Genomic DNA, 24,083 nt, shown 5'->3' with positions numbered 1-24,083 from the left:
ACATCCGCCTGCGTGGGGTGGGATTTCGACAATATAGAAAATCGGCTGGCTCTCCGCAAGCAGGCCAAGGGCCCGGATTGTGAGCACCGGCATGCCCTAAAACGGTTTGACCACTACCAGGATAACGATCCCGATCATCAGAACGGTTGGTACCTCATTGATAAGACGATAGAATTTCTGGCTGCGCGTATTCCGGTCGGCGGCGAAATCCTTAACCCAGCGGGAAAAAAAGCCGTGGACGCCCGACAGCACGATCACCAGCAAAAGCTTGCCGTGCAGCCAGCCGGCCGAAAACCAATGCCCGCTCCAGGCGAGGTAAAGCCCGGCCAGCCAGGTCAGGATCATCGCCGGGTTGATGATCGCCTTGAGCAGCCGCCGTTCCATCACCTTGAACGTCTCGGACTGTTTCGATCCGGTCTCCGCCTCGCAATGATAGACGAACAGCCGCGGCAGATAGAGCATGCCGGCCATCCATGCGATGACCGAAATGACATGCAGCGCCTTGATCCACTCGTACATCGCGTTTCGCCTTGCCTTCAGCCGCGCCTGGAACGTCCCGACCACATCGGTATTTCGATCGACGTTCCGCCAGCGTGGGAGACAGACATATCCGCATTCACCGCTTCCCTACACTAATAATTTTAGAATCTTAGGTTTGAGTCTAAGTAGCGGTGAATTGGACTCACACAAATCTATTCCGCCATTTCCCGTGCTTGTTCACATCGCTCAACAATTTTGGCGGCGAAATCGGTTATGCGAATATGGCCACTCGCTTCAATCGCTTGCGCTGTTTTGCGGTCGGCTTATGCAGAGACAAATCCACATATTCTCACTATCATCGCGGCACACCGGCGGACTTGTCCTCATGAGGGGCCCTGTGAACAAAAAGCCGGGTTATCCCTGAGACGGGAGCCTGCGGCCGATTCTGTCGGGTAAGGTCCACAAGGATTCACAGGATACACAGGGGTTCTGGTGCCCACGACCGGCAATTATTTTCATCTTCATCTGGTCTCTGATTCGACCGGCGAGACGCTGATCACGGTGGCGCGCGCGGTCGCTGCGCAATATGCCAACGTGACTGCCGTCGAACATGTCTATCCGCTGGTGCGCAGCCAGAAGCAGCTCGACCGCGTGCTCGACGAGATCGAGGAAGCTCCGGGCATCGTGCTTTTCACGCTGCTGGAAAAGGATCTGGTCGGCCGGCTGGAAGCCAAGTGCAAGGAAATCAACGTGCCGAGCCTGTCGATCATCGGCCCGGTGATGCAATTGTTCCAGGCCTATCTCGGTGCTGCGACCACGGGGCGGGTCGGCGCGCAGCACGTCCTGAATGCGGAATATTTCAAGCGCATCGATGCGTTGAACTACACAATGATCCATGACGACGGCCAGCATGTCGAAGGTCTGGAAGAGGCCGACGTGGTTCTGGTCGGCGTGTCCCGAACGTCGAAGACGCCGACCTCGATCTATCTCGCCAATCGCGGCATTCGCACCGCCAATGTCCCGCTGGTGCCGGGCATCCCGCTTCCGCATCAGCTGGAGATGCTGAAAAAGCCGCTTGTCGTCAGCCTTCATGCGACGCCCGAGCGGTTGATCCAGGTCCGGCAAAACCGGCTCTTGAGCATGGGCGACCGCGACAACGACACCTATATCGATCGCCAGTCCGTTGCCGATGAAGTGGCGTTTGCCCGCCGCCTGAGCGCCAAATTCAATTGGGCATTGCTCGATGTGACGCGGCGCTCGATCGAGGAAACCGCCGCGGCGGTGATGAAACTATATGCCGACCGGCAGCGGCAGCGGCTTTCCGAATGATCCTCTCGCAATGAGCATCTGGCGCGGAAAAGACCCATTGATCCTGGCTTCGCAAAGCCGCGCGCGGCAGCTGCTGCTCGCCAATGCCGGCCTGCGATGCGACGCCATTGCGGCCGACATCGATGAACGCGCGGTGCAGAAGGCTTCGGGCCTATCGGCGCCCGGTGATATTGCAGGCCTGCTGGCGTGGGAAAAAGCCCTCGCCGTATCGTCGCAGATGCCAGGACGCTTTGTCGTCGGCGCGGATCAGACGCTGGCGCTCGGACATCGGCTGTTCAGCAAGCCCGCCGGGCGTGCGCAAGCCGCCGATCAATTGCGCGCGCTCGCCGGCGGCACCCATGAACTGCATTCCGCCGTTGCCGTTGCGCGCGATGGCAAGATATTGTTCGCCGATGTCGGTGTCGCGTGCATGACCATGCGGCGGTTGGGCGACAGCGAGATCGAGGCCTATCTGGATCAGGCTGGCGAAGCGGTCACGACCAGCGTCGGCGCCTATCAGCTGGAGAGGCTGGGAGTGCATTTGTTCGAGCGCATCGACGGCGATCATTTCACCATCCTCGGCCTGCCGCTGCTGCAACTGCTCGCATTTCTGCGCAGCGAGAACCTGCTTGCCGTATGAACGAATTGCGAAAATGGCTGTCGTAAAATGTTGATCCTGGGACTGACCGGCTCGATCGGGATGGGAAAATCCACCACCGCAAAGCTGTTTGCGGAAGCCGGCGTCCCGGTCTACGACGCCGACGCCATCGTCCATCAATTATACGAGGGAGAGGCGGCGCCCGCGATCGAAGCCGCATTTCCGGGTACGACGTCGGATGGCAAGGTCGATCGCAACAAGCTGTCGGCGCGCGTGGTGCATGATCCTTCTGCCCTGAAGCAGCTCGAACAGATCGTGCATCCGATGCTGGGCGCCTCGCGGCAAAAATTCTTTGCGGATGCGGAGGCGTCGGGCGCACCGGTCGTGGTTGTGGATGTGCCGCTATTGTTTGAGACCGGCGGCGAAAAGCGTGTCGATGCGGTGGTGGTGGTGACGACCTCGCCGGAAAATCAGCGCGAACGCGTATTGGCGCGGGGCATCATGGACGACGCCAGGCTCGACGCCATTCTGGCACGGCAGTTACCCGATGCCGAAAAACGCAAGCGCGCGGATTTCATAGTGGATACCTCGCATGGCCTCGAGCCAGTGCGGGACCAAATCCGGGACATTCTGGTCGAGGTTGTTAAGATGCCGCGGCGGCGGGCTTGATTCGCCGTTCTCCGCCCTGAAAACCCGTGTTCTGAAAATCCATGCGCGAAATCGTTCTCGATACCGAAACCACCGGCCTTGATCCCTTGCGCGGCGACCGGCTGGTCGAAATCGGCTGCATCGAGATCTACAACCGTATGCCGACGGGCCAGACCTTTCACCGCTACATCAATCCCGAACGCGACATGCCGGCGGAAGCCTTTGCGGTGCATGGCCTGTCCGCCGAATTCCTCGCCGGCAAGCCGGTATTCACCGAGGTGGTCGACGAATTCCTGGAGTTCATCGCCGACGCGCCGCTGGTGATCCACAACGCCTCGTTCGATATCAGCTTCATCAATGCCGAACTCGACCGCATCAAGCGAACGCCGATTTCGCGCGACCGGCTGGTCGACACGCTGCTGCTGGCGCGCCGCAAGCACCCCGGCGTCTCGAACCGGCTCGACGATCTCTGCTCGCGCTATTCGATCGACAATTCCCGCCGCACCAAGCACGGCGCGCTGCTCGACGCCGAACTGCTCGCCGAAGTCTATATCGACCTGATCGGGGCGCGGCAGTCGCAACTGATCCTGGCCTCGGAGACCCGCGCCGCGCAATCCGGCGGCTACGGCGACACGCCGCGGCGGCAGCGCGAGGTGCCGCTCGCGCCACGGATTACCGACGCCGATCGCGAGGCGCATCGGGCCTTTGTCGCCACGCTCGGCGACAAACCGATCTGGAACGATTTTCTGGCAGCCGGCTAGCCCAGGCTTGGCGCCCAGGCTTTCGCTGGAACCGGCTTGAACCTAGCTCGGCTTGACGCCGGACGCGGCCTGCGCGGCAGCCTGCCGCTCCAGGTTCTGGCGGTACAGGCCGACGAAATCGACGGGATCCAGCATCAAGGGCGGGAAGCCGCCGTCGCGCACGGAAGTGGCGATGATCTCGCGCGCGAACGGGAACAACAGCCGCGGGCACTCGATCATGACCAGCGGGTGCAGGTTTTCCTTCGGCACATTGACGATGCGGAACACGCCGGCATAGGCGAGATCGAAGCTGAACATCACCTTGCCGGCGTTTTCAGCCTTGCCTTCGACCGAAAGCACCACTTCGAACTCGTTTTCGGCCAGATTGTTGGCGGAAACGTTGATCTGGATGTTGATCGCGGGCTGCTGCTGCTGCGGCGCCAGCGAGGCCGGCGCGTTCGGATTTTCGAACGACAGGTCCTTGGTGTATTGCGCCAGCACGTTCAGCTGGGGAGGGGCCTGCTCGGCGGGCGCGCCGTTGCCGTTGGTCATGAAAATTTCTCCTGAAGCTCCAGCGAGCGGAGACCGGGTTTCGTCTGAATTCGCTCGGAAGGCGGAAATGCCTGTGCCGGGCGAGTGGCTATCATAGATGCAGCCCGAACGTCCCGGCATGTCTCCACACGCTAAAAACGCTTGTTTTATTGGGCTTCCATATCTCCACACGCCTTGACATATCTCAGGACCATGCCTAAAACGTGGAAAGAACGTGTAAAAACTGGAGCCCTCCAGATGGCACTATCCCTGCTCGGCGAAGACCTCGACGCGAAGGATATCGCGAAGATTATCCGCAAGCCCGGCAAGCACCCGGACGGCGGGGGACTGTATCTGCAAGTTGCCTCACCGGGTCAAGGGTCTTGGGTCGTGCGGTTCGGCAAGCGTTGGAAGTCGCTCGGGCCTGCGGATGAGATCAGTGCCGACGAAGCCCGGGAACGTCGGAAAGCCATGTGGAAGGTCCATAAGCTCGGCGGAGACCCGTTCGCCGTCGCCGAGGAAGCCAAGAAGGCCGACGAAGACAAGAAGGTTGCAGAACAGGCAGCGGAGGCCGCCCGGGTGCCGTTCGGCAGCCTGATAGAACCATACCTCACGTTGAACGCGCCCGGATGGAAGGGCGGCACAGAAGGGCACGAGGCTGGCCAGTACCGGAAGACGCTGGCCGGTCCGCTGTCTGCTCTCTCGGCTGCCGCGATCACATCGGCGGATGTCCAAAAGCATCTGGAGAAATACCCGCCCGCTCGCGCCGACAAGGTCCGCATGCGGGTCATGCAAGTAATCAACTATGCCGTTGCGAAAGGCCTGCGCGCCGATGGTGAAAACCCGGCCCGCAAAGAAGTCATGAAGTTTCTTGTCCCGAGCGCGCCGAAAAGCAAGCCACACAAGTCAATGCCTGTCGCCGACGTTCCGGAGTTCATGGGCAAGCTTTACGCGGACGGCTCGCCAGACGCGCGGGCGCTGGCGTTCGCGATCCTCACGGCTGCCAGAACGGCGGAAGCACGTGACGCGAGATGGGAAGAGATCAGCGGCAAGGTTTGGACAATCCCGGGCGGTATCGACGAACGCAGCATGAAAGAGAGCGTTGAACATTCCGTGCCGCTGTCGCCGCAAGCTCTCGCACTGCTCGGCACGCCGAAAAAGTCCGGGCGTGTGTTTGGCCAGCTTCCGCACGATGCTCTAATCGACAAGGTGAAAGAGCACGGCGGAGACTATACGACCCATGGCTTTAGAACCAGCTTCACGGGCTGGGCAGTCAAGGCGAAATACTCGAAAGACTTGCGCGACCGTGCGCTTGCTCACGCGGTCGGCACGAAGACCGATCAAGCTTACGACCGCGAAGAGCTTATTGAAGAGCGGCGGCCCATGATGCAGGCTTGGAGCGACTTCGCATGCAGCAAGCTGAAGCATGGCGACGAACTCACTATCGACTGGAGCACTGGAAAGGCGATCGACTCCCGCGCGGAATGTGGTTGATCTTGCTGTCCAACGCCCTCTAAGACTCTTGCCAAGGCGAATCACATCATTTACGGTGATTCAGACATTGAATCTGGGGACTCTTATGGCCAAGCGAAAAGATTGGCAAGCCCGGGTCAAGGGCCTCTTAAAGGCTGAGCTAAAGCGGCGCAATCTCAGCTATGCGGACCTAGCCGGGAAGCTCGCGACGGTCGGCATCGACGACAGTGAGCGTAACATCTCCAATAAAATCAGTCGGGGCACCTTTACGGCTGTGTTTTTTATCCAATGCATGGAAGCCGTTGGCTGCAAGACAATTCACCTAGAGGATAGTTGAAATGCTGGCCCGAAACGAAGAGCCCGATGCAGCAGCCGATCTGTTGAAGTTCGTTGGGAACCGACGGTTCGCCACTATTCTTGCCGATCCGCCGTGGCAGTTTACCAATAAGACAGGAAAGATTGCGCCCGAGCATAAGCGTTTGGCGCGTTACGGCACGATGAAGCTGCCAGACATCAAGGCTCTTCCCATAAGCGATATCGCAGCGCCGATGGCGCATCTTTATCTTTGGTGTCCGAATGCGATGCTGCCGGAAGGTTTGGCGGTATTGCAGGCATGGGGCTTCACCTACAAATCGAATATCGTTTGGCACAAAATCAGAAAAGACGGCGGCCCGGATGGCCGCGGCGTCGGATTCTATTTTCGCAACGTTACAGAACTCATTTTGTTTGGCGTGCGTGGAAAAAATGCGCGAACGCTCCAGCCCGGGCGAACGCAAGTGAATTTTATGGCGACCCGCAAGCGTGAGCACTCACGCAAGCCGGACGAGCAATATGAATTGATAGAGTCGTGCTCTCCCGGTCCGTTCCTAGAGCTTTTTTCGCGGGGTACTCGTCGCAAATGGACGGTGTGGGGCGATCAAGCTAACGAGCAATACGAACCAAGCTGGGACACCTACGCACACCACTCGCAGACCCATAAGGCCGCAGCAAAGTAATCCGTTGAGTACGCACCCAATGCATGAAATCCTTGTGTCGGAAGGTTACAAGTTGATCGATGATGCGTGGGGCAAGCATGGCCGTCTCACGTATCTTCACAATGACGATGCCGACCGTCAGTTCCTAGCCGACCTAACAAGAACCATCCGTGTCGCGGGATGGGTACGCTCTCAGAATGAGCTTCGGACATTCCGGCATCCCACAACGGATGAAATAATCGAGATCGAACCCGGCGGATCGGAGACCAGTGGTCATTTCCTGCACCTTATGAAGCCGGATCAAGCTATGTCCAATTGCTGATCTCATATTTTTACTTGCGTCACGATGCCCGCAAGCGTCTTGGGCAACTTGCTACTTGACACCAGCGTTCCCGAAACTGGCTCCTTCCATGCCAAGACAATCCCCAAAGATTCTGCGTATCCGATAAGCCATCTTTTGGCCTTCGGAGGGATGGTCTCGACCAACAAGAGCAACGTCGTTTCCGAGCCAAACAAGGTCTTGTACAGAAAGCGGTACTCAAATAGCTGGCTGATGCCCTTCCGAAGCTGACTATGAAAATTGGAATCTGTGCAGCTTTTAATTTCGGCGAGCACTGTGCCGTCGGGCACATCAAAATACATATCGACGTTTTGATTCCATTTTGGCGTCAAGCGTTGGCTTGTCGCGAAACCCGCCAAAAGCTTCTCAAGCTCAAAATGTGATCTGTTCGCGCGCTCTCGCGACACTAGGTCGATATTTGCAAGGGTAGATTTTTTACCAGAATAGGAAGGACTTTTCCGATCCCAATCTTTGCCCGTTGGCGGGATTGAAGGGTCAACGTTGATCTCAGTATCTTGAAGAGGAACGCTATCAAAGGAAAGAATTGGAGAGGTCGCGGGTAAATGAGCTTTTGTAATATTGAGAAGGCCAAGCCAACCTCGCTTCTCAAGAAAAGCCGCCGGGTTCGCCAGCAATTCCTCGCGGATGACCGGGTCTTTCTCATGTTGTGCGGCAGCGATTGCAGCTTGGTCCAACCACCCGTCGCCTAAATCCAAATGGACTGTTTTGGTTGCGGCATCGACAATTTTCGTTTCCTCGACAATAAAATATTCGAAATTGGACCTCGCCTTGCGTGCCGTAGACGGTTGCAGCCACGATTCGAAAAATTTTGAGTTCGATTTGTTTAGGAGTTGCGTTACACGCCATTGACCCGACGAGTTGGCGACAATTTCGCAGATAAATCGCCTGATTCGTTCGTCGCGATACGCCCATAGAAAGTACATGATCTTCCGAATAAACGGGCTCTCAAGGCCATGGGCCGCTGCCTGAGACAAGAAGTGATCGTAAGCAATCGTGTCGTCGCGATTCATCAGCAGGAAACGCTTGCTGATCAACCCCGGGGCGTCCTTGTGGGTATTTGCGCGGGCGTAGCTCAAAAGCGCCGGATATGACATCCCCGGCGTTATGGCTCGGATAGTTTCGTCCAGCCTCGCTAGTGGCGGTTCTTTCGTTAGAGAACTGAAATCACCGCCAACCATTCTGTGCCCCCAGCACCAAGTACGGGGATGCTACTCCAGGGCGAGCGAGGCACATAGCGCCCGAAGCAACTCATGCACAGCATCTTGGGCGCGTCCGTATCGCAGCACATCGAGCCGCGCGGCGGCAAAATCAAGTAGCGTTATAGCTGCCAAGTTTGATGAACGCGAAGTGTTCGGCTTCGCTGGCGTCACTCATCGCGGCGGCAGACGTGGCCTCGGGCTTGCTGTTACCGTGCGCGACGTTGCGCGAGTGCTCGCTCGCGCCGCCGAACTTATCATTGACGCCGTGGTCGAGAAGGCGCTCGGCAAGAAGAAAGATACAAGCAATGCCGTCGATAAAATCCACGAACTCGCTATGACGCACGCCGACAATGCACGCCCGGCCGATGGCAATGTCAGTTTGATTGCGATTGGACTTGCTTCAGGTTCCAACTGCAACAGGAGGCGTTCAAGTTCGTTTTGATTTGCCATGCTAACGGCTATCGGAATAGATAACGGCTCATCGCTTGAAGCCGATAATCCTTGCCTGTTCTGCCTGCAATGCTTCCATGGCAACCGTCTCGACAGCCGCCATAAAGCTGTCGAGCGTTTCCGGCGTGCCCTTGTAGTTGCCGCGAGCACTGGCGCGAAACGCGCTGAGTGCTGCCCAGACATCCTTGGGGATCGCCGCGATCAAGCCATCTGCCTCGGCGCGCAGATTGGCGCGGGTCTTTTCGTCGAGCTTGGCGCGCTCAGTGATGATCACTTGAAGCGGGTCTTCACTGACGATCTGGACGCGGTATTGATCGCCGACCGTCGCCCTGATTGTCTCGACCGTTTTCTGCACGAGCTTCCGTTTTGAGTGGTCAGAGATCATCGGTCAGGTCCTCCGGGAGCGCGTGTCGGGCGCGAGGCGTAAGTTGTAGCAGTGTTGTGGGCGGACGCTTGCCGACTGCCTTGCACTTCACGCACACAAGACGGCTCGCGAGATCATGAATGGCAGTTGTCGGGACGGGCAATACCACTGGATGGTCGCGCCCTCATAGCGGCAAACGCAAAGAAGCCCGCCAGCTAGGCGGGCTTCTTATCTTGTGATGCGCTAGGCGTCATCGCCCGGCCTTTGCTTGTTGTACACGATATCAATAGGCCCAATGGGAAGGCCATAAGCAAAATCCCATTTGCACGTTCCGATTTGCCCGGTGCTTAACTCGACATCGACGGTGCCATCGCCGTTGGACTTGATGAGGCGTCTTATCGTTATGTCGTTTTTGATTTCCTGTCTCATGCGGCCTCGCTGTCGTCTTCGTCAACGTGCATCAGGATTTTTCCGGCTGCCCGGCATTCATCTAACTCGGCCAGTAAAGTGGCGAGTTCATCGGATACAACCATGTCGTCTGATAACGCTTCATGTTGGCGCTGTGCATCCATGGCGGCGATGATTTCATGCAGCCATTGTTGCCACGCCTTCACGATGGCTGACTTACGCTTGCGATATTTTTGATCGCTGGCGGCGTCGATTAGTTTGGTGCTTACGTTACTCATGTGCTTCGGCTCCTATTGCGTCTCCGGGACGGATGACGTTGTCTGCCATGTGAGACGCGAAGGCCGCTCCCGCTAGTCGGTTTTCAAATCGATTGCGCAACATGGTGAACGGGGCTTTCAAATTCTAAATTCATTTTTATTTTTCAGCGAACCGCACTTGTCCCGTATGATCTAGGGGTTTTGGTTAACGCGAGAGCAAATCAATTATGGTTACCCGCCGGGGCAACCATCTAGACGCGGTGATGAAGCCATGTCATCGGCTAGGCATGACTGACATCATCTCACGCGCCGACGCGCTCGAACTTTCCCGGATTTTTCTAAATTTCGCGGTCCGGGCTTTCGGGTCGGAAAATGCGTGTGAGCTAGGGGGAAAACTTCTCCGGTATCGGGGCTGAGCAAATCCGATTTTCCCGAAAATTTTTTCTGGAGCGGCGAACTCGATTTTTCCTTCGAAAGAAGTGTGTCCGTTTAGGCATATCGCAGTTCGCCCATAGGTTGTGTTTTTGGAACTTGCCCCCTATCTCTTTCTGCCGTTAACCATACCAACCTCACCGGGCCGGGGGCTCGTTAACGTTAAATTGTAAGATCAATAGTGCGCAACCTTTGGTTAACCATGGCGAGCGATTGGACTTGACGAGGGGTCGCGTTAGTAGTCTGTTAACCACAACCTCTGAGAGTGCACTGCGAGAGATTCCATAAATACGCATACGCGAATGGTTGTGCAGCGCACATGCGCCATACTGGTACGTGTGGCACGCTTCTTGTTTGCGAAGCGATCTCGCGCCAGAGGTTAACTGCCATTAACGTTTAGAATTAAGGTTAATGGCCGCCGGGCCGCCCGGTTCTCCCGTATAGTGGCTGAGCCGCCGGTCTCGGGGAGAGTTGTTAACTGCCATTAAGGTAAGAAATTAAGGTTAATAGCCGCCGGGCCGCGGCTAGGTCGCTAAAATTGTCGCTATTAGGGTTAACAGCGAATGGTCGGCGCCGCTCGATCCGCCGGTAGGACCTGCATTATAGTGCATCTTTGCCGATCTGGGCGCGCAAAGCCTGCACCTTCTGGCACAGTGGCACGGCGCTGGCACAGTGCTTTTTGAGACTGTGCCACGCGCCGACCTCTCGAAAAGCCAATGATTGCAAGGGGTTTTTAGGTCTTTGGCACAGTGACACAGTAAATCTCTCTTTTTAGGGTTCGAATATCGGAATCTATAAGGCTGTAGGAGGCATCTGGGGGGGGGGTATACCCACGCAATACCGGTATTGGAGGTGGAAAACTCACTGTGTTCTGTGTCACTGTGCCAAACGTGCAAGAAACCCTTATAGAATGGGGCTTTCTTGCTGGCACAGTCCCAAAAAGCACCGTGCCATCACTGTGCCAAACCGCGCCCGTGGCTCTCACGTATTGGCGCCCCCGAGCGCGCCGAGCAGAAGACGCCGGGTAGGTCCCGAGCGCGCCGAGCCGGGGCGCCGTCATCACGCTGACAACTATGCGAGCGGCGAAACCATCATCTGCACTCGCCCGGGCTTTACTCCGCAGCGAGTTCGGCCCGGGCTTCGTCGGCGTCGGCCTGCTCTTCACTCGCCGACCGATCAGCGACAGCGAGATCATAGAGCCTGATCGCTCCAGCGCGGCCCATCTCGGCGCAAACCTGTTTCACGGTCGATCCGTCCCGAGCCCAAAGCCGCTTGCGGCCTGTCTTCGTTCGCAGCGGCCCGAGGTCATTCAGCGGCTTCGCGCCGAACTCGCGGAGCGCGGCCTCAATATGCTTTTGCGTGCGGAGATGCTTCTCGACCTCGAAGGGCAACTCATTGAGCACGTCTTGCGGGCTGATGATCGATGCGCCGAGCGGCCACTCGTTTGCCTCCAGCCTATCACGGACAAAACGCTGCACGCTGTCTTGCCCGGCCTCCACCATGTCAGCTTTGGCTTCAGTCTCCGGCGCGGGGCCTTGTCCGTTATATCCCTTGATGTCGCGAGCGCGCAGGAAGCGCAAAAACTTGCGAGCTTCGTCGCCCGGCTCATCGGATGTGCCGATGCAGCCGAACAACTGGTCATAGTATGCGGTGGACGCTGTCGTTCCCTTGCCGAACCGCGGATCATCGGCACAGCGGATCACGAGATATCGGCGTTCGTTGTCGTCAATCGGGATTGCGTCATCGTGGTTCGTGATCGTCAGGAACGCGGCGAAATTATCGACCTCATGAGCTTCGATGCCCTTGAGATTAATCGAGGTCGTGCCCTGCGTGATGTACTCTTTGAGTTCATCATAGAGCCCGCGTGCGCCTTTCTCGCGAAGCTCGTGGATAATCACTAGCTGCTTGTTCGCCAGCCATCCATTGAACTCGGATGCAACGCGCTTGCGTGACGGCTCTGAGCAATTGTGCGCGCCGAGGATAACCTTCATCAACTCGCCGATGACTGATTTACCCGTGCCCTTCTTGCCGAGCAGCAAGGCCGCGTGCATCAACTTCTTATCCGGGTTCTGTACCAGCCACGCCAGCCAATTGACGAAGTGCTGGCGCGATGCCACGTCGGGGATGAGATATCGAAGATGCTCAATGATGATTAGGGGCGGACCGTCCATCTCTTCGATTTTGTGCGGCTTGAATAGATTGAAGACGGACTGGCCATCGACCTTGAACGACCGAACATCGACAGGCTTGAAACCAACGCCATGATAGCGCGCGATCCACTTCGAACGAACGGCCTTGCAGTGCGCGTCTTCGCCTCCGATGCCGCCGAAGCGGTTATCAAATGACGCTTTGTTGAGAAGGTTGCGGCGCCTGATATCAACGAACGCGGGCGGCTTCACGATGATCGCGCATTGCGTATCCCATGCGCGCTTCTTTCCACGTGTCGCCTTCTCCGCTTTCCGCTTCTCGCGGTCGGCCTTTTGCTTTGCGATCTTCTTCGGGTCGCCCATCGGCTCGACCGGCGGCTCCGGCGGCTCGTCGCTGAAATCCGCCTCGGCTGTCTTGCCGCCAACCTTGCTTAGTGACGAATAGGCGTAGGCATTGGCGATTTTCTTTTCGAGACCATCGCGTTCCCACGGTGGTTCGCAGCGCGGGTTGTAGTAGTCGTTCAAGAGATCGACCGCGAGCGTCGGCGAGATCGCAAGGTCTTTGAGAAACATCGCGGTCTTGAGCGTGTTGAAATCTCCGCCGCTGCCTTCGATGGCGGGCTCGGCGTCGTTCTGCAAAAAGTCGATGGCCGCTGCGATGTTCTCGGGCTTGTCGTAATCGACCACGACATCCGCGGCGTCCGTGATCCGCGCTTTGCTCTTGCTGTCCTTGATGATCTCGTAAATCCACGACGGACAGGCGACCGCGTCGGCGCCGTTGCCGGTGTAGCTCGTGCCGTCCTTGAACGTGCAGCCCGGGATCACCGTGTAGTTCGGACTATCGATGTCCTTGCCGATGCCGTTCTCGCCGAGCGCCATGATGTGCTCGCCTTCGTAGACGAGATGGAAACCGCCGCTGGGCGTCTCCGTGCGTTCGGTCTCCGGCCAGTCGTATGCGAGCGCGATTGCGTCGAACGTCTGTTGACCCTGCTTGCCCTTCGCCGCGTTCGTGTCAACATCGACAACCATCAAGCGGGACTTCTTGTGGGCTACGCCCCAATTACATCCGGGAAACTTCTTCGACTGTTTCGTGATCTGCTCGGGGTCGTTGCTCGCATTGGTCGCGAGATTATCCTGCACGAGCGGCGGAAACTTCGCCCCGGCCTTGATCGGGAAAATGTACCGCGTCGGATGGCTCCGGAGATACGCGAGCGCGACTGCTAAACTGCTGGCACCATCAAGGGGCTTGAACTTTTCGTCGCGACGGCTATTATCTGTCATGTTACTTCCTTCCGAATTAGGGGCCGTGAACCCCGACGTTCCCAAGCGCCTCGACCTAACGGTCGGGGCGTTTTGCGTTTTGTCGTTGGCTCTATTATCTCACGCCTCGCGTCTCATCCGCCACAACAATCGCACCGCGCGAGGGCCGATATCGTTTTGAACTTTTCGTTTCTCCCGGATAGTCGGGATCATCCGGCGTCACCGCGGGAGGGCCGATATCGTTTTGACTCTCCCGTATTATCCTGTCTCTTCGAAGAGCCGCTTGCGTGCGGCGCGCGAGAATTTCGGCAGTGCCATGACCCAATGGAAAACCTCGGCACGAGCGGCGGTTCGCTCGACCTCGGCGTCGCCGCCTTCGATCTCGCAAAGGAAGACGAAGAGATCGTCGGCCTCTTCGATTAGTGCTTTCACTGCTGCCATCTTTCGGTCGGCGAGTAGTAGGTCGTCATCGGTGTTGCGTTGGGTCATGGTCGGTTCTCCGGGATGAGCCGGGGACAGCGGCATGGTTTGAGTTTTTGAGTTTGCGTCTGGCGGCCTCACGCGCGAGTGCGCGCTCGCGCATCTTCTCGCGGGCCTCATCGTGCCAGATGGTTTCTTCGGCGGCCTCGCGCTCGGCCAGCACAATGCGATCACGCTCAATGATTTTTATCAGAGCGAGTTCGGCACCAAGTGCCCTTGAAAATTTCGGGAGATTGTGGGAATTGTCGGTCACTAGCTGCCCTTCACGGCTGGTCACGGTCATCGCATCCTTGCCGGGATGGCGAAGCCAAAAATAGACGGGCTGCCTTTTGGTCGGGGCGGCCCGTTATCTTTTGGGCGGAGCCGGAGCGGGATTGCTCGCGGTTCCGATGGTTCAACGGCGGTTCTCAGCAAATGGTTGCTTTTAAATTATGTAGCGTATGCAAGTATTTAGGGCCGATCCGAGACAATTATACCAGACAATAGTACCGATTTGATACCTAATTGTTCCACAAGCCATTGGGCCTCGCCGAGGCGGTTGCCACCAAATCTAAGTATTCCCGCCCAGAAGCCATTTTAAGGGCCGCTGGTAGGCCTTGCCTGCCCGAGGTCCCCGCCTAGCGGTCACCGCGGAATAATGCGCCCAGCCCAGCGGCTGCCGAGCCCTACGGCTGCCCAGCCCTACGGCTGCCGAGCCCTACGGCTGCCGGGTCCATTTCTCCCGGGTCCTCCTCCTCGAAAAGTATCCGGGGGCGCCCAGCGGCTCTAAAAGCCCGTTCGTTCTCCGAATTTTCTTCCCAGATGATCGCGCCCTTCGCGTCGAGTATCACTCGCGCGCGATGCGGCACGACCAACCCGAGCGGCCGATCTTCCTGCGACGCTTCATCGCCGCTCGCGAAAACGTCGAAGCCATCATCATCGTCAAAGTCGCCGCTCATGATTGGGATGCCTTCTCTCGGGCAGCCGCTAAACGCTGAAACAGGTCTTTCTCCATCGCGTTCCTCGGTTCTCGCAAAGGGACTTCGGCAACGCCGACAGGTCGCGTCGGCGGTGCGATGAAATCTTTCGGCGGGATGTCGCGGATGATCTGCACGGGCTCTGGCACCGTCTCGACATCGGGCTCGGGCTCATACTGTTCTGGAGTGTCCGTGGTGGGCTCATACTGTGCTGGAGTGTCCGTGGTTGGCGCAAGCTGGGCAACCTTCACAGTATCCGTGATCTCGCCGCGCTGCATCGCTTGAACCTCCAGCGGGAGCGGCGCACGCTGCCCGATGGTTGTTACCCCCAACGATACTTGGCCCTTCATCGTCACTTCGGATTTGTTGCCGTATACCGCAGGCAAGTTGGATGCAGCATATTTTTCGATCAACTGGGCCGGAGCATACTCGACGCGGGTTGCAATAATTCGGTTTCCGTTGAGATCGCGCTTGAACATATCGGGCAGCCCGAGCACGTCGCGGACGAACTCTTCCCCGAGCGCGACTAGGCTCTCATCCTCTTCGAATTGGGGACGGCCATGATGCCAGACCTCACAGCGGCGGCCCTCGGCCACATAGCTTTCTAGCGTTCGGGAAACTATGATGGCCTTCGCGACGTTGCGCGCTATAGCCATGGCCTGTCCGAAGGTGATGTTCTGGCGGCCCATGTAATCCAGTACTAGCGACTTATCTCTTGCCCACATGAAGATAGTTCGAACGGAGATGCCGTTGCGCTTCGCGAGCATTTCGAGACTGTGCGTTGCGCCACTCGAATAATCGTCCAAAATTTGGATCAGGAACTCGGGATCATTCTTCAACATGGGGGACCTTTCCAGACGCGGTGATGCCTCGCACGATCTGATCGAGATATCGCGACCGCTGCCGGGCCTCGGCGCTGAGATGATAATCAGTCAGTGCGCGAGCGAGCGCGGGATTATTGAACCGCCCCGAAGACGGGGAAGACGGGATCGGCTCTGCGATTGGCTTCGGCACCTTAACCGGACGCGGCTGTGATGGCTTACCCAGTCGTTCCGCACGTGCGATGTCGCCGCACCTACAACAGCCCGTTGAGACCGTGAAGCGCTCGCCGACATGACCATGCGGACACGGGCGCGCGGAGATGTAACGCGTAAGATGCAGTTGCCTTGCTTCTTCTCTCACTGGGTCAACCGGACGCGCCATGGATCAGACAATCCGGCGAGATATCGGGCTTCGAAGCGTCGTCCCTGTCGGCATTGCCTGCGATGTACGCGGGCGCTGAGCCGCGGCGATATCGACGGCGCTCCGACCGTGAGACGGTTTCGGAGGCTCAACGGCCGGGAGGCCCTGTGCGACGCGAGCCATTTTTGCGGCCTGCTCTTTGGCAATGTGCGCCCGATAGACTTCATCCTGACTTGGGCGCGGCATGACCGCGATCAATGCCGTCAAAGCCGCGGCCTCGATCAATTCGCAGGATCGAAGATGGTTGACCGCGGCGTTCAATTCCAATTGCGCGGCGGTGAGATCAGCTTCGGCATTGTCGAGACGAAGAGCAGGACCGAGCCGCGCGATTTTTGGATGCGCCTCGCCTTTGGCTGGCGGAGTGTAGACCGCGACGCGCTTAGGTGCGCCCTTGGGGTCGGCCTTCATCGTCTGATCGCGCCCGACGTATTCCGTCGGCTGGTCTTCGTGTTCGTGAGCCATGGGGGACCTCGTTAGTGTGATGCGTTGTAAGCAGCTTGCGCGGCGCGCAGGGCTTCGATTGCAGTCTGCGGCGGGTTCGCGGTGATATGAGCTTCCATCGCTGCGATTTGCTCGGCGGTCGCGTCCTGAAGTGTTTTGATGGCCTTCGCATAGCGCGCTTGCGCGGCCTCTCGATTTTGCACGGCAGAAATCAACGAAGCTAACAGGGCCTGCTGTTGATCGTCCAATTCGGAAACGGCCTTGGGATCGATAACCGAAAGGTCTAAAACTCCGAAATGGTTGTGAAGCTGTAGCGTCATGTTGGGGACCTCCTGATTTGAGGATGAGTGCGCCGCGCTGACCACCCCATGACCAAACGGAGAAATCAGCGCGGCGCTGTACCGCAGGGCGTAGCCCTACGGCTCGGTCGCGCGCCGTCAAACGCGCGACCAATCGGGTATTACTTCTTCCGCGAGATCGCCCGCGCGATTTGCGCCGGATGATCGTTCGGATTTCGCATTCCGTGAGCCGTCGCGATGGGCTTCGCCGATACGTTGCGCGTCTGCCATTCTCCGGGATCGGCACTTGCCGCCGGAGGTGCGACTTTCGGCTCGACTAGCTTCGGTTGCTTTCCGAGTGGAACGCTCGACGGGGTCGGGTCGCCGTTCGTGCCGTAGCCCGCGCGGCTCTTCTCATGTGATCCAACAAATTCGTCTGCCATGTGAACTCCTTTGCTATGTTTGCGTTTGCGAGTGGATTTTATGCGCGCGTGACGGGGCCGCTGGCACCGGGCGCCGAGCCGCCATTATTTTTGTTGAGACCGCGCCCGTTCTGCGGATCAATAATCGTCGGCCCCGGGAAGGGTTTCGATGTATTCACGCTCGGCTTTCCCGCGTGATCTCGGACTACTGTACGGGTTCCAATTTTTCGTCGGTCCTGTCTTGCGTGTCTCATCTTTGTCGACATTGTTTCTCTCCACTTCACAAAGCCTCACATGCGAGGCAGACGGACCTTTACCGGGGCGATAGTTGCCAACATCGAACTCGACACGGTCGCCTGAGCGAACCGTCAGGCCGCCGAGCGATTTCGGACCAAACCACACGTTAGTCTCGCGCTTGTCCGGCGTGTCATCACAAGCGATGAAACCAAAACCTCGTTGGCTGTCAGTGTACGTCTTCCAAAATAAAACCGTCCCGTTCGGCATGTTAGCCTAGCTCCGCTCTTAGCTTCTCAACGAAGCTCATCTTGATATTCAAATTCTTTTTCAGCTTCGCCAATTTCGCGGGATCGGTTGCGAGCCGGATGCGGTCGCGAAGTTTCAGGAGTTCACGTTCATTCTCGGCGATCACTTCAGGCCGCGACAGTGGGCCTCTTAGTTTTGGTTTCGATACAGCATACGAGGGCATCTTGACGTTCGGCACGGATGCAGCGCGGCGAGAAAATTCACTTTCGCCGGATGCACTATAGCCAACGCCATGGTCGGCGAGATCGCGGGAAGTCGTTCCCCTATGCACGTTCGGCGGTCGCTTCATCGGGTATCCGCGCCCGTGGCAGCTTCGCTGTCCGAGCCCGTGGCAGCTTCGCTGTCCGAGCCCGTGGCAGCTTCGCTGTCCGGGAGAGCGCCGAAACGCTCTTTCAATTTCTCCATCGTGCGGGCCGCATGGCGCTTGCGCTCTGCATGCGCGATGGCCTCGGCGCGCTGCTGCGCGGCTACGCGCGGGATCGCATCTGCGGGCTTGTCGGTTTGCTCTGCCATGGGTCACGCCTTCTCAGGATTGCGGCCAAGGTTCGCGGCCTCGTGCAGAACGGCTGATGCCAGCCCTTCGGTATGCCCGCCGCGATCCGGGCGCGATGCCATCGCAGGATGAACAGTCACGCCTTTGCCCTGCCAATTCTTTTCGAGCGGCTCATCGTCGAGAGGCCGTTTCGCGTTCGGCAATAGCGGATGGCCGCCCTTCTCTTCGCGGCGTGTCTGTCCGATAACCGGTGCAGGGTTCGTCAACTTTTTCGGTGCGCCGTTGCGGGGTTCGATCATGTCGTTTCCTTCCTTCAAGAACAACTGGCCCTGTGAAAGTCTGTTGCCGTTTTTCAAAACTAGCCCTTTCGCGGGCGCTGCTGGAGTTGCGCGAGCCATGGTGGATTTTCCTTCAGGTCGTCGGTTCGCTCGGACTTTGCGCGTTGTTCGCGTTCGGTTCGAAGCTTGAATGTCGCGCCCGCAATTCTGACAGTGCTTTTAGAGCCTTTGCGATTTTGCTTACCCATGGCGATCAATTGTAATCGGGGTTGAACTTCGTGCTGCCGATCTTGCATCCGGCGGCTGCCGCGATCTCTTTGGCCTTCTTCTCGCCGAGCGTTGTTACGAGCTTGCCTTGCGCGCTGATATTCCAACCTTCCTTTGACCAAGGATTGGTTTTCTCAGGGCGCCTACGCGAGCCATCGTTCTGCACTCTCGGCGGCTCCGGGAGATACTTCGCGAGGTCGGCGCTTTCGAAAGCATCGATCACACCGCGGAGAAAACGAGCCTGCGTTTCGAGCGGCATGTTCGCCTTTGCCTTGATGTCGGCGTCGAGTTCGGCAACCTTGCCGCTCGGCGCGAGCATGCGAGCTTCGTGCGCGAGATCGTCGATGGTCTGCTGGGTTGTTTCGTCAGCCATTGGGGACGTTCCTTTTTCTGTAGGGTTTTTGGGTTGATCGTTTCGGAAAACTTCTCAGCCATCGTTCGGCGTCCGAAATTAAAATCCTGCGCTTGATCCCGATGCAGAAAACAGGGAGCGCGCCGCTCGCGATGCCCGCGGCGACCTCATCGTCGCGCACGCATAGTGCAGCCGCCAACATCGCTGGCGACAGCGCAAGAAAAACGACTGGAGGCGAATGCTTTCTCGGCATGATGATGATGATGCTCTCTTGTGATTAGGCGAGGGGGATTTTGGGTTTCGCTCGTGAGCTACCGGCGGTCATCCGCGGGCGCCAACGCATGTTGGCTTCACTCTGTTGCGAAGTCGACTAGGCTAAAGGAAATGAGGAGAGAAACAACTGTGAATTGCGAGTTGGATGTGTCGGTACAATTTCGCTCGGCGAACTCGTCGAAAGATCAACAATCGCAGCGGGTTTTCTTGTCGGCTGCCGGATGCGATCTCGCCCCGATCAGTGCTTTGTGCGCCGAGCTTGCCGAAGGAGATCGCACGCGAGAACCACGCGCTCGGTGATCTCGCGCGGGTCACTGGAGGCCCAGATCAGGAATGTCATGTTGGCGCCGACAAGTGCATCGTCGCCGCCGAGAACCGCGTCATAGGCCGCGGCCAAATTCTCTTCGGCCTCGATGTCGAACATGCCGGTCAGCGCCCGGGCCATCTCGCGGACAATGTGACGGCTCTGGAGCAATCGCGGCTCTCCGCGAAACACGAGGGCGCTCATCACTGCACCGCGGGGTTCGCGGTGAGCATGGCCTCAATATCAGCTACGCGGATCAGAACGCGGCGCCCGAGCTTGGACGCGCGGAGCGTCTTCGCTGAGATCAGGCTATCGATAGTTTGGATATCGACGCCGAGCGATGCAGCGGCTTCGGCGCGTCCGAAGGTAGTCTTCGGAACGTCGGGCCGGATAGCACGGGCGGGCTTTTTAAGAGGGGACTTTTTAGACATGACGGACCTCGTGCTGGCGTTCGCCAGCGGCTTGAGGCCCTATCCCGGTATCGCTAAACGTCCCGGGTTGACGCGATGGCTACCGTTGATCCGTTCATCGCTTGGGCGGCGATGTCGGCGGCTTGGGAATATGAACCGGCCTTCCCTCTTTCGACCTCCGATCTCTCGGCTCGTATGCCCTATACCCCGGCCCGGACGCTCGTCAAGTTTAGACTGCCCGATAACGTTTTGCCGGTGTCAGGATAGTTCGGCACGTCACCACATGCTTTAACAGGTCGTTAACCATGTCGCTGTGGGAAAAACGTGGAAAGGAAAACGCCGAAATTCAGTAAACCCAATGAAATTGGGCATAACTTGCATTTTTTCTGTGGCTATCATAGCCCCGCCTCATCCCACAAGGACGACGGATCGGGGCTGGTCCAAACCATCGGCGATTTGTGCCGGATATGGCTAATACCGCTCGGCCAGCCGCCTTCCGCCCATCCTAAATATTTGAATATGCGTGATTTCCGGGCATGATCGGGTTTCCCCTCGCGGCCAAAACGCGCTACAATTCACCCGCGCCAAAACGCGCCATTGGCCGGGCAAAGTTTCATGCCTACATGCTCCAGACTCAATCGTTGATGTAAACTCTGCCGTTCCCGGGTTCTACCAAGTGAGCTCTCGAGGGAACGCTCGACCGCCGGGCCCGTTGCCGGCGTGAGAATCAGAAAGCGAATACGACGTGGATATCTACACCATCATCTTCCTGGCGCTGGCGGTCTTTATTTTCCTGCGCCTGCGCAGCGTCCTCGGACAGCGCACCGGGAGCGAACGGCCGCCCTATGATCGCGCCGCGCCCAACGTCGTGCAGCGTACGCAGGACAATAACGTCGTTCCGATGCCCGGTGCCGTGATCGACCAGACGCCGCTGGCGCCGACCGCGGATGTGGTGGCGCCGACCGATCGCTGGAAGGGGATTGCCGAGCCGGGCACGCCGCTGGCCCAGGGCCTCGACGCCATTGCCACGCAGGATACCTCGTTCGATCCCAGGCACTTCCTGTCGGGCGCCAAGAGCGCGTACGAGATGATCGTGCTGGCTTTCGCCAACGGCGATCGCCGCGCGCTGAAGGACCTGTTGTCGTCCGAGGTCTATGAGAGTTTCGACGCCGTGATCAAGGATCGCGAGAAACACGAGCAAAAAACCGAAACGCGATTTGTTTCGATCGACAAGGCCGAACTGGTCAATGCGGAAGCCCGCGATCGCGCGGCGCAGCTGACGGTTCGTTTCGTGTCGCAGATGATTTCGGTCACCCGCGACAAGGCTGGCACTATTGTCGATGGCAACCCGGATAAGGTCGCCGATATCACCGATGTCTGGACATTCGCCCGCGACACGACGTCTCGCGATCCGAACTGGAAGCTGGTTGGCACCGGAAGCGCTAACTAACACGCGCAACCTTGCACGGTTGGCGTTGGCTGTGAGCGCTGTCCTATTGCTGCTGGTACCGTTGGGTGCGCTTGCGGCCCGTCATCTCCGTCACGTACATCCGCATCAGCCAACTCCTCGTGCCCTGCCATATCCGCAGCTCGAATGGCCGCTTCAGATCAGCGGCGGCCAATATTTGCCGCTGGCCTGGTCGGATATCGCGGGCTGGAACGACGACGATCATCTCGCCGCCTACAAGGCGTTTCGCACCAGCTGCAAACCGATCGCCGCCCAGACCGCGCCTCCCGCAGATTCGAAGGCGCTGGGCACGTCGCTGCGCGATCCCTGCCGCATCGCCAGAGGCCTCGAGCTGTCCGATGGCGCCAGGGCGAAGGCTTTCTTCGAGGAGCATTTTCTGCCCCTGCGCATTTCGCGGCTTGGCGAAGGCGAGGGGTTCGTCACCGGTTACTACGAGCCTGTCATCGACGGCTCCCGGACCCAGACCGACGTCTACAACGTGCCGGTCTATCGCCGCCCGTCCAATCTGTTCGTTCGCGGCACCACGCAAAGCTCCGTCGGGCTGCCCAACAAGGGTGAGGTGTTCCGCAAGATCGGCCGCCGCAAGCTCGTGCCCTATTACGACCGCGCCGAGATCGAGGACGGCGCGATTGCCGGCCGCGGCCTCGAAATCTGCTGGCTGAAGGATCAGACCGATCTGCTGTTCTCGCAGATCCAGGGCTCGGCCCGCGTCCGTCTCGAGGACGGCTCGACCATCCGCATCAACTACGATGCGCATAATGGCTATCCCTATACGCCGGTCGGCCGCATCCTGATCGATCGCGGCATCATTCCCAAGGAACAGATGTCGATGCAGAAAATCAGGGAATGGATGGCGCAGAACCCCGACGGCGCGAAGGAACTGCGGCGGCAGAACCGGTCCTACATCTTCTTCCGCGAGGTAAATCTCTCCGACAAGGATGAAGCGGTCGGCGCGCAGGGCGTACCGCTGACGCCGGGCCGCTCGATCGCGGTCGATAAATCGCTGCACGTCTATGGCACGCCGTTTTTCATCGAAGGCGAGCTGCCGATCGAGTCGGAGCAGTCCAGGACGCCGTTTCACCGCCTGATGATTGCGCAGGATACCGGCTCCGCCATCGTCGGGCCGGCGCGCGCCGATCTCTATTTCGGCGCCGGCGTCGATGCGGGGAGGGTTTCCGGCCGGCTCCGGCACACTATGCGCTTCGTCATCCTGGTGCCGAAAGGCCTCGATCCGCTGGCGCGGGGCCGCAAGATGCCGGTGCCGGACGAGCGGCCTTCGGAGAAGATCGCAACGCTGTTTCCGCAAACGGATCCCCTGAAAGATCAGAAGAACGGCGCCAACAACGCCGCCCGCACGGCGGCCGCGGCCAAGAACGCGGCGACGAGTCTGGCATCGCCCGCAACAAGCGCCGCCCAAACCCCGGCAGCCGCTTCGACGAACCAGGCTGCGGCGGTCAAACCGGTGCCGCTGCCGGAAGCGCGGCCCAAGATCGACCCCGCGCCTGAAAAGCCTCGCCACCGTTACATCCGCCGATATCGCCGCTACCGATGAAACGCCGGCCTTCGAGTTCGATCCCGGAATTGACGCCGCCGCGGCGCAAGCGCGGCCTCAGCGAAGAAGAGCGCGCGCTGTGGGAGAGCGTTGCCAAGCAGGTCAAGCCGCTGCGCAAGCGCCACCGCGCCGCGAAGCCGCCGGCCGCTCCGCCTGAGGCGGAAGCGCCTGTCGCGCCAAAACCCTTTGCTTCGCCAAAGCCGCCGGCGCCGCCGAAAATAATTACCCCGCCCAGACAGGAACCACCGCCGCTGGCGCCGATCGGGCGCCGCGAACGCTCGCATCTCTCGCGTGGCCGAAAGGAGATCGATGCCCGGCTCGACCTGCACGGCATGACGCAGTCGCGCGCGCACCACAGGCTCTTCACGTTCCTGCAGCGCGCCCACAGCGACGGCCTGACTTTCGTACTCGTCATCACCGGCAAAGGCAAAGTCGGCGGCGCGGAATCCGAGCGCGGCGTGCTGCGCCGCCAGGTGCCGCTATGGCTGAGCCTGCCGGAATTCCGTTCGCTGGTGGTTGGATTCGAGGAAGCCCATATCGGCCATGGCGGCGAGGGCGCGCTGTATGTCCGGGTCCGGCGGTCGCGGCTGTAGAGAATTTTTCTGGTTTAGTGGCTTTCATGGTTCGAGACGCACGGCGTCGCCGTGCTCCTCACCATGAGGATCTCAGACCTCATCCTGACGAGCGTCGCGAA

Annotated in this window: 32 protein-coding genes; 10 read left to right on the top strand and 22 right to left on the bottom strand. The window is 58.8% G+C overall.

Going from position 1 to position 24,083, the window contains the following annotated elements; translation table 11 throughout:
• Positions 1 to 96: 96 nt before the first annotated feature.
• Positions 97 to 519 (bottom strand): protoporphyrinogen oxidase HemJ, encoded by a 423-nt coding sequence (gene hemJ / locus NL528_RS01210; RefSeq protein ID WP_309185299.1) that lies wholly within the window; start codon positions 517 to 519, stop codon positions 97 to 99.
• Between the two features lie 453 nt (positions 520 to 972).
• Here hemJ and NL528_RS01205 point away from each other — a divergent pair, with 453 nt between their 5' ends.
• From NL528_RS01205 to dnaQ, 4 genes are read left to right on the top strand one after another with little or no spacing between them, the layout of a single operon-like run.
• Positions 973 to 1,809, top strand: a complete 837-nt coding sequence (locus NL528_RS01205) for a pyruvate, water dikinase regulatory protein (protein WP_309180943.1) — start codon at positions 973 to 975, stop codon at positions 1,807 to 1,809.
• A 10-nt stretch (positions 1,810 to 1,819) separates the two neighbouring features.
• Positions 1,820 to 2,428 (top strand): Maf family protein, encoded by a 609-nt coding sequence (locus NL528_RS01200; protein WP_309180942.1) that lies wholly within the window; start codon positions 1,820 to 1,822, stop codon positions 2,426 to 2,428.
• Positions 2,429 to 2,455: 27 nt separating this feature from the next.
• Positions 2,456 to 3,055, top strand: coding sequence for a dephospho-CoA kinase (coaE, locus tag NL528_RS01195; protein WP_309180941.1), 600 nt, complete (start codon positions 2,456 to 2,458; stop codon positions 3,053 to 3,055).
• Positions 3,056 to 3,096: 41 nt separating this feature from the next.
• Positions 3,097 to 3,795, top strand: coding sequence for a DNA polymerase III subunit epsilon (gene dnaQ, locus NL528_RS01190; protein WP_074272084.1), 699 nt, complete (start codon positions 3,097 to 3,099; stop codon positions 3,793 to 3,795).
• 42 nt (positions 3,796 to 3,837) lie between these two features.
• Here dnaQ and secB read toward each other — a convergent pair whose 3' ends face one another.
• Entirely contained in the window at positions 3,838 to 4,326 is a 489-nt protein-coding gene (gene secB / locus NL528_RS01185) for a protein-export chaperone SecB (protein ID WP_309180940.1), read from the bottom strand.
• Between the two features lie 237 nt (positions 4,327 to 4,563).
• Here secB and NL528_RS01180 point away from each other — a divergent pair, with 237 nt between their 5' ends.
• The 3 genes from NL528_RS01180 (at position 4,564) to NL528_RS01170 (ending at position 6,773) form a co-directional block, all read left to right on the top strand.
• Positions 4,564 to 5,799, top strand: coding sequence for an integrase arm-type DNA-binding domain-containing protein (locus NL528_RS01180; RefSeq protein ID WP_309180939.1), 1,236 nt, complete (start codon positions 4,564 to 4,566; stop codon positions 5,797 to 5,799).
• An 85-nt stretch (positions 5,800 to 5,884) separates the two neighbouring features.
• A complete protein-coding gene (locus NL528_RS01175) occupies positions 5,885 to 6,115 on the top strand; it encodes a DUF6471 domain-containing protein (RefSeq protein WP_309180938.1) in 231 nt (76 codons plus the stop codon).
• A 1-nt stretch (position 6,116) separates the two neighbouring features.
• Positions 6,117 to 6,773 carry an MT-A70 family methyltransferase gene (locus NL528_RS01170; RefSeq protein WP_309180937.1) on the top strand — a complete coding sequence of 219 codons (657 nt, stop codon included), beginning with the start codon at positions 6,117 to 6,119 and terminating at the stop codon, positions 6,771 to 6,773.
• 303 nt (positions 6,774 to 7,076) lie between these two features.
• Here the strand turns inward: NL528_RS01170 and NL528_RS01165 are convergent, their stop codons facing one another.
• The 20 genes from NL528_RS01165 to NL528_RS01070 form a co-directional block, all read right to left on the bottom strand.
• The gene (locus NL528_RS01165) at positions 7,077 to 8,291 is read right to left on the bottom strand and encodes a hypothetical protein (RefSeq protein WP_309180936.1); all 1,215 of its coding nucleotides are present in this window, start codon (positions 8,289 to 8,291) and stop codon (positions 7,077 to 7,079) included.
• A 130-nt stretch (positions 8,292 to 8,421) separates the two neighbouring features.
• Positions 8,422 to 8,637 (bottom strand): hypothetical protein, encoded by a 216-nt coding sequence (locus tag NL528_RS01160; RefSeq protein ID WP_309180935.1) that lies wholly within the window; start codon positions 8,635 to 8,637, stop codon positions 8,422 to 8,424.
• Positions 8,638 to 8,790: 153 nt separating this feature from the next.
• Positions 8,791 to 9,147 carry a hypothetical protein gene (locus tag NL528_RS01155; RefSeq protein WP_309180934.1) on the bottom strand — a complete coding sequence of 119 codons (357 nt, stop codon included), beginning with the start codon at positions 9,145 to 9,147 and terminating at the stop codon, positions 8,791 to 8,793.
• 222 nt (positions 9,148 to 9,369) lie between these two features.
• Positions 9,370 to 9,555, bottom strand: a complete 186-nt coding sequence (locus tag NL528_RS01150; protein ID WP_309180933.1) for a hypothetical protein — start codon at positions 9,553 to 9,555, stop codon at positions 9,370 to 9,372.
• Entirely contained in the window at positions 9,552 to 9,812 is a 261-nt protein-coding gene (locus NL528_RS01145; RefSeq protein ID WP_309180932.1) for a hypothetical protein, read from the bottom strand. Before NL528_RS01145 ends, NL528_RS01150 begins: the two co-directional genes overlap by 4 nt.
• Before the next feature lie 1,523 nt (positions 9,813 to 11,335).
• Positions 11,336 to 13,651, bottom strand: coding sequence for a DUF5906 domain-containing protein (locus NL528_RS01140; protein ID WP_309180931.1), 2,316 nt, complete (start codon positions 13,649 to 13,651; stop codon positions 11,336 to 11,338).
• A gap of 237 nt (positions 13,652 to 13,888) precedes the next feature.
• On the bottom strand, positions 13,889 to 14,119 hold the full coding sequence (locus NL528_RS01135) for a hypothetical protein (protein ID WP_309180930.1): 231 nt from the start codon (positions 14,117 to 14,119) through the stop codon (positions 13,889 to 13,891).
• Positions 14,097 to 14,393 carry a hypothetical protein gene (locus NL528_RS01130; RefSeq protein ID WP_309180929.1) on the bottom strand — a complete coding sequence of 99 codons (297 nt, stop codon included), beginning with the start codon at positions 14,391 to 14,393 and terminating at the stop codon, positions 14,097 to 14,099. The genes NL528_RS01135 and NL528_RS01130 overlap by 23 nt, the downstream gene beginning before the upstream one ends.
• A gap of 382 nt (positions 14,394 to 14,775) precedes the next feature.
• Entirely contained in the window at positions 14,776 to 15,048 is a 273-nt protein-coding gene (locus tag NL528_RS01125; RefSeq protein WP_309180928.1) for a hypothetical protein, read from the bottom strand.
• Positions 15,045 to 15,908, bottom strand: a complete 864-nt coding sequence (locus NL528_RS01120) for a hypothetical protein (protein ID WP_309180927.1) — start codon at positions 15,906 to 15,908, stop codon at positions 15,045 to 15,047. Before NL528_RS01120 ends, NL528_RS01125 begins: the two co-directional genes overlap by 4 nt.
• A gap of 364 nt (positions 15,909 to 16,272) precedes the next feature.
• Positions 16,273 to 16,770: a hypothetical protein gene (locus NL528_RS01115; RefSeq protein ID WP_309180926.1), complete on the bottom strand. Its 498-nt coding sequence runs from the start codon at positions 16,768 to 16,770 to the stop codon at positions 16,273 to 16,275.
• Positions 16,771 to 16,781: 11 nt separating this feature from the next.
• Positions 16,782 to 17,069, bottom strand: a complete 288-nt coding sequence (locus NL528_RS01110; RefSeq protein WP_309180925.1) for a hypothetical protein — start codon at positions 17,067 to 17,069, stop codon at positions 16,782 to 16,784.
• Positions 17,070 to 17,209: 140 nt separating this feature from the next.
• Positions 17,210 to 17,470, bottom strand: a complete 261-nt coding sequence (locus NL528_RS01105; protein ID WP_309180924.1) for a hypothetical protein — start codon at positions 17,468 to 17,470, stop codon at positions 17,210 to 17,212.
• A gap of 117 nt (positions 17,471 to 17,587) precedes the next feature.
• The gene (locus tag NL528_RS01100; RefSeq protein ID WP_309180923.1) at positions 17,588 to 17,953 is read right to left on the bottom strand and encodes a hypothetical protein; all 366 of its coding nucleotides are present in this window, start codon (positions 17,951 to 17,953) and stop codon (positions 17,588 to 17,590) included.
• 1 nt (position 17,954) lies between these two features.
• Positions 17,955 to 18,281 (bottom strand): hypothetical protein, encoded by a 327-nt coding sequence (locus NL528_RS01095; protein ID WP_309180922.1) that lies wholly within the window; start codon positions 18,279 to 18,281, stop codon positions 17,955 to 17,957.
• Positions 18,278 to 18,505, bottom strand: a complete 228-nt coding sequence (locus NL528_RS01090) for a hypothetical protein (protein ID WP_309180921.1) — start codon at positions 18,503 to 18,505, stop codon at positions 18,278 to 18,280. The genes NL528_RS01095 and NL528_RS01090 overlap by 4 nt, the downstream gene beginning before the upstream one ends.
• A 3-nt stretch (positions 18,506 to 18,508) precedes the next feature.
• The gene (locus NL528_RS01085; protein ID WP_309180920.1) at positions 18,509 to 18,883 is read right to left on the bottom strand and encodes a hypothetical protein; all 375 of its coding nucleotides are present in this window, start codon (positions 18,881 to 18,883) and stop codon (positions 18,509 to 18,511) included.
• Positions 18,884 to 19,016: 133 nt separating this feature from the next.
• On the bottom strand, positions 19,017 to 19,403 hold the full coding sequence (locus NL528_RS01080; protein ID WP_309180919.1) for a hypothetical protein: 387 nt from the start codon (positions 19,401 to 19,403) through the stop codon (positions 19,017 to 19,019).
• Positions 19,404 to 19,893: 490 nt separating this feature from the next.
• Positions 19,894 to 20,130 (bottom strand): hypothetical protein, encoded by a 237-nt coding sequence (locus NL528_RS01075; RefSeq protein WP_309180918.1) that lies wholly within the window; start codon positions 20,128 to 20,130, stop codon positions 19,894 to 19,896.
• 32 nt (positions 20,131 to 20,162) lie between these two features.
• Entirely contained in the window at positions 20,163 to 20,390 is a 228-nt protein-coding gene (locus tag NL528_RS01070; protein ID WP_309180917.1) for a helix-turn-helix domain-containing protein, read from the bottom strand.
• 724 nt (positions 20,391 to 21,114) lie between these two features.
• Here NL528_RS01070 and NL528_RS01065 point away from each other — a divergent pair.
• Genes NL528_RS01065 through NL528_RS01055 form a run of 3 tightly spaced genes read left to right on the top strand, consistent with a single transcriptional unit; the run spans position 21,115 to position 23,982 of the window.
• Positions 21,115 to 21,819, top strand: coding sequence for a Tim44/TimA family putative adaptor protein (locus tag NL528_RS01065; RefSeq protein ID WP_309180916.1), 705 nt, complete (start codon positions 21,115 to 21,117; stop codon positions 21,817 to 21,819).
• Positions 21,797 to 23,389, top strand: coding sequence for a murein transglycosylase A (locus tag NL528_RS01060; protein ID WP_375143974.1), 1,593 nt, complete (start codon positions 21,797 to 21,799; stop codon positions 23,387 to 23,389). Before NL528_RS01065 ends, NL528_RS01060 begins: the two co-directional genes overlap by 23 nt.
• Entirely contained in the window at positions 23,386 to 23,982 is a 597-nt protein-coding gene (locus NL528_RS01055) for a Smr/MutS family protein (protein WP_309180914.1), read from the top strand. The genes NL528_RS01060 and NL528_RS01055 overlap by 4 nt, the downstream gene beginning before the upstream one ends.
• Positions 23,983 to 24,083: the final 101 nt, after the last annotated feature.

This window comes from Bradyrhizobium sp. Ash2021 (genome assembly GCF_031202265.1).
In the GTDB taxonomy this organism is placed as follows: Bacteria; Pseudomonadota; Alphaproteobacteria; order Rhizobiales; family Xanthobacteraceae; genus Bradyrhizobium.
Note: the sequence above shows the minus strand (reverse complement) of the source record. Positions and strands in the feature narration are given on the sequence as shown.

Coding starts and splice junctions, on each gene's coding strand:
- hemJ (WP_309185299.1), bottom strand. CDS start 519: ATGTACGAGTGGATCAAGGCGCTGCATGTCATTTCGGTCATCGCATGG.
- NL528_RS01200 (WP_309180942.1), top strand. CDS start 1,820: ATGAGCATCTGGCGCGGAAAAGACCCATTGATCCTGGCTTCGCAAAGC.
- coaE (WP_309180941.1), top strand. CDS start 2,456: ATGTTGATCCTGGGACTGACCGGCTCGATCGGGATGGGAAAATCCACC.
- dnaQ (WP_074272084.1), top strand. CDS start 3,097: ATGCGCGAAATCGTTCTCGATACCGAAACCACCGGCCTTGATCCCTTG.
- secB (WP_309180940.1), bottom strand. CDS start 4,326: ATGACCAACGGCAACGGCGCGCCCGCCGAGCAGGCCCCTCCCCAGCTG.
- NL528_RS01180 (WP_309180939.1), top strand. CDS start 4,564: ATGGCACTATCCCTGCTCGGCGAAGACCTCGACGCGAAGGATATCGCG.
- NL528_RS01175 (WP_309180938.1), top strand. CDS start 5,885: ATGGCCAAGCGAAAAGATTGGCAAGCCCGGGTCAAGGGCCTCTTAAAG.
- NL528_RS01170 (WP_309180937.1), top strand. CDS start 6,117: ATGCTGGCCCGAAACGAAGAGCCCGATGCAGCAGCCGATCTGTTGAAG.
- NL528_RS01165 (WP_309180936.1), bottom strand. CDS start 8,291: ATGGTTGGCGGTGATTTCAGTTCTCTAACGAAAGAACCGCCACTAGCG.
- NL528_RS01155 (WP_309180934.1), bottom strand. CDS start 9,147: ATGATCTCTGACCACTCAAAACGGAAGCTCGTGCAGAAAACGGTCGAG.
- NL528_RS01150 (WP_309180933.1), bottom strand. CDS start 9,555: ATGAGACAGGAAATCAAAAACGACATAACGATAAGACGCCTCATCAAG.
- NL528_RS01145 (WP_309180932.1), bottom strand. CDS start 9,812: ATGAGTAACGTAAGCACCAAACTAATCGACGCCGCCAGCGATCAAAAA.
- NL528_RS01140 (WP_309180931.1), bottom strand. CDS start 13,651: ATGACAGATAATAGCCGTCGCGACGAAAAGTTCAAGCCCCTTGATGGT.
- NL528_RS01135 (WP_309180930.1), bottom strand. CDS start 14,119: ATGACCCAACGCAACACCGATGACGACCTACTACTCGCCGACCGAAAG.
- NL528_RS01130 (WP_309180929.1), bottom strand. CDS start 14,393: ATGACCGTGACCAGCCGTGAAGGGCAGCTAGTGACCGACAATTCCCAC.
- NL528_RS01125 (WP_309180928.1), bottom strand. CDS start 15,048: ATGAGCGGCGACTTTGACGATGATGATGGCTTCGACGTTTTCGCGAGC.
- NL528_RS01120 (WP_309180927.1), bottom strand. CDS start 15,908: ATGTTGAAGAATGATCCCGAGTTCCTGATCCAAATTTTGGACGATTAT.
- NL528_RS01115 (WP_309180926.1), bottom strand. CDS start 16,770: ATGGCTCACGAACACGAAGACCAGCCGACGGAATACGTCGGGCGCGAT.
- NL528_RS01110 (WP_309180925.1), bottom strand. CDS start 17,069: ATGACGCTACAGCTTCACAACCATTTCGGAGTTTTAGACCTTTCGGTT.
- NL528_RS01105 (WP_309180924.1), bottom strand. CDS start 17,470: ATGGCAGACGAATTTGTTGGATCACATGAGAAGAGCCGCGCGGGCTAC.
- NL528_RS01100 (WP_309180923.1), bottom strand. CDS start 17,953: ATGCCGAACGGGACGGTTTTATTTTGGAAGACGTACACTGACAGCCAA.
- NL528_RS01095 (WP_309180922.1), bottom strand. CDS start 18,281: ATGAAGCGACCGCCGAACGTGCATAGGGGAACGACTTCCCGCGATCTC.
- NL528_RS01090 (WP_309180921.1), bottom strand. CDS start 18,505: ATGGCAGAGCAAACCGACAAGCCCGCAGATGCGATCCCGCGCGTAGCC.
- NL528_RS01085 (WP_309180920.1), bottom strand. CDS start 18,883: ATGGCTCGCGCAACTCCAGCAGCGCCCGCGAAAGGGCTAGTTTTGAAA.
- NL528_RS01080 (WP_309180919.1), bottom strand. CDS start 19,403: ATGGCTGACGAAACAACCCAGCAGACCATCGACGATCTCGCGCACGAA.
- NL528_RS01070 (WP_309180917.1), bottom strand. CDS start 20,390: ATGTCTAAAAAGTCCCCTCTTAAAAAGCCCGCCCGTGCTATCCGGCCC.
- NL528_RS01055 (WP_309180914.1), top strand. CDS start 23,386: ATGAAACGCCGGCCTTCGAGTTCGATCCCGGAATTGACGCCGCCGCGG.